The following is a 5,101-nucleotide window of genomic DNA, read 5'->3' as shown; positions in this document are numbered from 1 at the left end:
TGCTCATCGCGGCGCTGCTGGTCGCGGCGATGGCGGGAGCGGGGGTGTCCGCGGCGGCCCTGCTCGCGGGGGAGGGCGACGGGGACGGCGGCCCCACGCCGACGAGTTCCGCATCGACGCCGCCGAAGACAGCGACAGCGCCGAAGACACCGAAGGCGCCGACGACCCGGCCGGCCACCCCGAGTGCGCCCGCGACCACCCCGTGACGGCAGGCCGAGTTCACCTCGTGACGGCGGCCGAGCCGACCTTGTGACGGCGGCCGAGTCCACCCCGTGACGGAGCCCGACCGCCCGGGGCGCCCCGCGCCGCACCGCCGCAAAGAGGGCGATAAGCCCCCTTCGACGTCACGGGTCGGTGACCGGCTCGCGTCCTTTGTGGATCCGCGGGCGGTTGGCGCGATATGGATGAACCCATGAGCAACAACGGGGGAGCCCGATCCGGGGCCGACGAGCCAACGAGTTTTGTACTGCAACCGCCGAACCAGCAGGCGCCGGTGCCGGGCAATCCCTATGCCACGCCGGCCGCGTCACCCACCCAGGTCGTGCCGCCCCAGGCGGCCCAGTCGGCTCAGATGTCCGAGGACCCCGGTGCGGGGCGGCTCATCGCCGGACGCTACCGGCTGCTGGCCAAGCTCGGGCGCGGCGGCATGGGCACGGTGTGGCGGGCCAAGGACGAGACGGTGGACCGGGAGGTCGCCGTCAAGGAGCCTCGCGTCCCGGAACATCTTCCCGAACGCGAACGCTCCAACGCCTTCGAGCGAATGCGCCGCGAGGCCCGGGCGGCGGCCCGGCTCGACCACCCGGCGGTGGTCGACGTGCATGACGTCGCGGTCGTGGAGGACCAGCCCTGGATCGTGATGGAGCTGGTGCGGGGCCGCTCACTGGGCGACGCCCTCCAGGAGGGAACCCTGTCCGCGCGCGAGGCCGCCCGGATCGGCCTGGAGGTGCTCGGCGCGCTGGAGGCCGCGCACGCGGCGGGCATCCTGCACCGTGATGTGAAACCGGACAACGTGCTGCTCGGCCGGTACGACCGCGTCGTCCTCACGGACTTCGGGATCGCCCAGATCGAGGGCGAGACCAACCTGACCGACACCGGCGGCTTCGTCGGCTCGCCCGAGTACATCGCGCCCGAGCGCGTGCTGGGGCAGCGCCCGGGACCGGCCAGCGACCTGTGGTCCCTCGGGGTGGTGCTCTACGCGGCGACGGAGGGTGTCTCCCCGTTCCGCCGCAGCAACACCCCTGCCACGCTCCAGTCCGTCCTCAACGCCACGCCCGCGCCGCCGGCTTCGGCCCAGGGCCCGCTCGCCGAGGCCATCAACGGCCTGCTGCACAAGGACCCGGCCCGCCGCCCGAACGCCGTGCAGGTGCGGGCCCTGCTGGAGGCGGCCGCGAACCCGCCCGCCGCCCAGCCCACGCAGGCGGTGCAGGTCATGGGCCTGGGTGAGGGCGGCCGGGGCGTCCGGCTCGGCCGGACGGTCTGGATCGGACTGGGGGCCGCGGTCGTCGCGGCGGCGGTGACGGCGTACCTGGTGATCGCGGACCCGTTCGCCGGACCGCTGCCCGAGGGCTGGCAGGTCAAGCAGGAGAAGGACCTCGCCGCGTCGCTCGCCGTCCCCGCCGGATACCAGCGGACGGTGCCCGACCGGGAGTCCGACCAGGGCCACTGGGTCACGTACACCGACTGGAGCGGCAGCATCTGGATCGGCCTGACCCTGGAGAAGAAGGCCGAGGACACCGGCGGCAACATCGCGGGCTCCGCGGCCGCCGAGATGTACGACGACGACACCCGGTTCGAGGAGAGCGGCAGCTACGAGCTGGACATGGACGAGGGGCCGAAGAAGTCGGACCCCAGGGTGACCACGTACCGAGACAGGAACTCTGCCCGGAACACCGTTCCCTTCAGGACCGACGACAGCGAGAATCCGCGCCCCCGGGAGCTCCAGATCTTCTACTACCGGACTCCCGGCGGCGACATGTACAAGCTCACCGTCAGCTACCCGGACAAGAGCGACTTCACTGCCCGCGGACGCGAGGTGGCGAGCGTGGCGATCGCGAATCTGGACATCGACAACACCTGATCCCGGTGGTCCGACTGCCGTGATATCGACCCGCGTCGACAAGGGCCCGCCCCGCGGGGTACTGATGGGGCATGAGCAACGACGGGGGCGGGACGGACGACGCCCGGGGCCGGCTGGTCGGCGGACGGTACCGGCTGATCGAGCGCATCGGCTCCGGCGGCACGGGCACCGTCTGGCGGGCCCACGACGACCTCGCGCAGCGTGAAGTCGCCGTCAGACAGCCCCGGTTGCCGGGCGGCCCGGACGACGAGGGCCACCGGCGGGCGGCCCACCGGCTCCACCGCGAGGCCCGGGCCGCCGCCCGTGTCGACCATCCCGCCGCCGTCACCATCCACGACGTGGTCGTCGAGGCGGAGCAGCGGGACGAACGACCGGGCCCCATAGGCCCCGACGAACTCGACGCGGCCGAGGCGCTCGACGGGCTGCCCTGGATCGTCATGGGGCTGGTGCCCGGCGAGTCCCTGCGCGAGACGCTCCGCCGCGGTCCGGTCGACGTGCGCGAAGCGGCCCGGATCGGTCTCGCCGTGCTCGGTGCCCTGCGCGCCGCGCACTCCGTCGGCATCGTGCACCGGGACGTGAAACCCGCCCATGTGCTGCTCGGCCCGCACGGGCGGGTCGTCGTCACCGACTTCGGCGTCGCCCATGTCCAGGGCGTGGGCTTCCTCACCGCGAGCAGAGAGTCCGCGGCGGGCTCGCCGGAGTTCGTCGCCCCCGAGAGGGTGTCCGGCCGCATCGCGGGGCCCGCGTCCGACCTGTGGTCGCTGGGCGCCCTGCTGTACGCGGCCGTCGAGGGCTCGTCTCCGTTCCTGCGGACCACGCCTCAGGCCACGCTCGCCGCGATCCTCGCCGCCGAGCCGCCCGAACCGACACGGGCCGGCCCCCTCGGGCCGCTGATCGCACGGCTGCTGGTGGCCGACCCCGAACAGCGGCCGGTCGCCGAGGAGGTCGCGAAGGATCTGGAGGCGGCCGCGGGCCCGGTCGAGCGACCTCGGGCGGCCGAACATATACGCACCCCCGACGACCAGCCCGCCCGGCACCCCGGCCGTGCGCCCTCCGGACAGGCCGAGCCGGTGTCCGCCGCAGCCTCCGGACAGGCCGAGCCGGTGTCCGCCGCAGCCTCCGGACAGGCCGAGCCGGTGTCCGCCGCCGTGCCCTCGGAGCGGCCCGCCCCGGTGTCCGCCGCCGTGCCGTCGGAGCAGCCCACCCCAGTGCCCACCCCCGTGTCCTCCGGGCAGCCCGCCCCGATGCCCGCCGCGGCGTCAGGCTCCGGACCGACAGCGGCGTCAGGCTCCGGACCGACAGCCCGGCCGGCTTCTGCACCTGCCGCCCAGGACGGTCCTGCGACCGCAGCCCGCCAAAGCCTCCTCCGCCCCGGTCCCCTCGCCCTCCTCTCCGCGTTGCTCGCCGGTGGCATCGGAGCCGTCACCCAACTCGCGGAGCCCAGCAGTGCGGAGAGCGCCGGGCAGGCCGCCGACGTGGCCGACGCCTGGGTCCCGCACCCCGAGGCTGACATGGCGGCCGTACTCCACCTCCCGCCCCATTACCGCCTTCTCGGCCGGACCGGCAGCGCGACAGACCAGCCCCGCACGGTGCTCTACGGCGACGAGCGGACCGGCACGATCCAGGTCCGTCTCCTCTCCTGGGACAGCGCCCCGGCCGCCCCGATGGACCAGGCCAGGAAGGCGCACGACGCCCGGGGGGACACGCGGTACACCCGCACCAGCGTCCAGGGTCGGGAAGCCGCCCTCGCCGACACCGCGTACGTCCGGGGCGAATCCCCGAGACGGGTCATGCGGCTGATCGTGCGCACCGGCGACGACCGGATGTTCGAACTGCGCGTCGACATGCCAAGGGGCACGCCGGAAGAGGGGGAAGGCACCTCGGTGTTCGAGGGGGCCCGGGAGCGGCTCGGCGACGCCCCGGGATCGTAAAAGGCCGAATCACCTCAACCGGTCACCGCACAACGTCCTGATCAGCACGTTTGTTGCCAGCAGTCACTGGCGTCGTGTGTGCACTCGGTGAAGCCGTATTACCGACGGGTACCCAAAGCCTGCGTCGCGGCATACCCTGCGCCTCATGACGGACGCGCAGGCCGCAGTGAAGACGGCAGAGACCGGCACGGCACAGACCGGTACGAACCCCCTCGCCCCCGCCCCGGAGGGCGCCCGCACCGCCGCGGACGTGGTCACGCCCGAGCTGGTCGCCCAGCTCACCAAGGGCGTCGCCGGCTCCGGCCGGACCGCCAACCACACGCCGTTCACCGGCGAGAAGCTGGCCGACCTCCCCGAGTCGACGCCCGAGGACGTGGCGAAGGCCTTCGAAGCGGCCCGCGCCGCCCAGACCGTGTGGGCGCAGACCCCCGTACGGCAGCGCGCCGCCGTCCTGCTCCGCTTCCACGACCTGGTGCTGGAGCGCCAGGCCGAGGTGCTCGACCTCATCCAGCTGGAGACCGGCAAGGCCCGGCTGCACGCCCACGAGGAGGTCCAGGCCGTCGCGGTCGCCGCCCGGCACTACGGCCGCAAGGCCCCCGCCTACCTTCGGCCCAAGCGGCACGCCGGTGCCGTGCCGACCCTGACGAAGGTCACCGAACTGCGCCATCCGCGCGGTGTCGTCGGCCAGATCGCCCCCTGGAACTACCCCCTGGAGCTGTCGGTGGGCGACGCGCTCCCCGCCTTCGTCGCGGGCAACGCCGTCGTCATGAAGCCGGACACGGAGACCTGCCTGACCGCCCTGTGGGCCCGTGATCTGCTGATCGAGGCCGGCCTGCCCGCCGACGTCTTCCAGGTCGTCCTCGGCGACGGCCCGGTCGTCGGCCCCGAGGTCGTCCGGCACGCCGACTACGTCTCCTTCACCGGCTCCACCCGCACCGGCCGTGAGGTCGCCCAGGGCGCCGCGGCCCGGCTGGTGGGCGTCTCCCTCGAACTCGGCGGCAAGAACGCCATGTTGGTCCTGGAGGACGCCGACATCGAGAAGGCCGCGGCCGGAGCCGTCCGCGCCTGCTTCTCCTCCGCCGGCCCGCTCTGC

At 73.8% G+C, this 5,101-nt stretch carries 4 protein-coding genes; 3 read left to right on the top strand and 1 reads right to left on the bottom strand.

Going from position 1 to position 5,101, the window contains the following annotated elements; all coding sequences use genetic code 11:
* Positions 1 to 223 (bottom strand): hypothetical protein (locus tag ABZ281_RS37175; protein ID WP_356662451.1); only part of this gene is annotated, 223 nt, incomplete at its 3' end.
* A 189-nt stretch (positions 224 to 412) separates the two neighbouring features.
* Between ABZ281_RS37175 and ABZ281_RS37170 the strand changes: the two genes are divergently transcribed.
* The 3 genes from ABZ281_RS37170 to ABZ281_RS37160 all read left to right on the top strand — a co-directional run.
* Positions 413 to 2,077 (top strand): serine/threonine-protein kinase, encoded by a 1,665-nt coding sequence (locus tag ABZ281_RS37170; RefSeq protein WP_356662450.1) that lies wholly within the window; start codon positions 413 to 415, stop codon positions 2,075 to 2,077.
* A gap of 71 nt (positions 2,078 to 2,148) precedes the next feature.
* On the top strand, positions 2,149 to 4,008 hold the full coding sequence (locus ABZ281_RS37165) for a protein kinase (RefSeq protein ID WP_356662449.1): 1,860 nt from the start codon (positions 2,149 to 2,151) through the stop codon (positions 4,006 to 4,008).
* 145 nt (positions 4,009 to 4,153) lie between these two features.
* Positions 4,154 to 5,101: aldehyde dehydrogenase family protein (locus ABZ281_RS37160; protein WP_356662448.1), on the top strand; the 948-nt coding region annotated here is incomplete at its 3' end.

This window comes from Streptomyces sp. NPDC006265, assembly GCF_040613555.1.
Classification (GTDB): Bacteria; Actinomycetota; Actinomycetes; order Streptomycetales; family Streptomycetaceae; genus Streptomyces.
The sequence above is the reverse complement of the archived record's forward strand: the minus strand, read 5'-3'. Positions and strand labels throughout refer to the sequence as shown.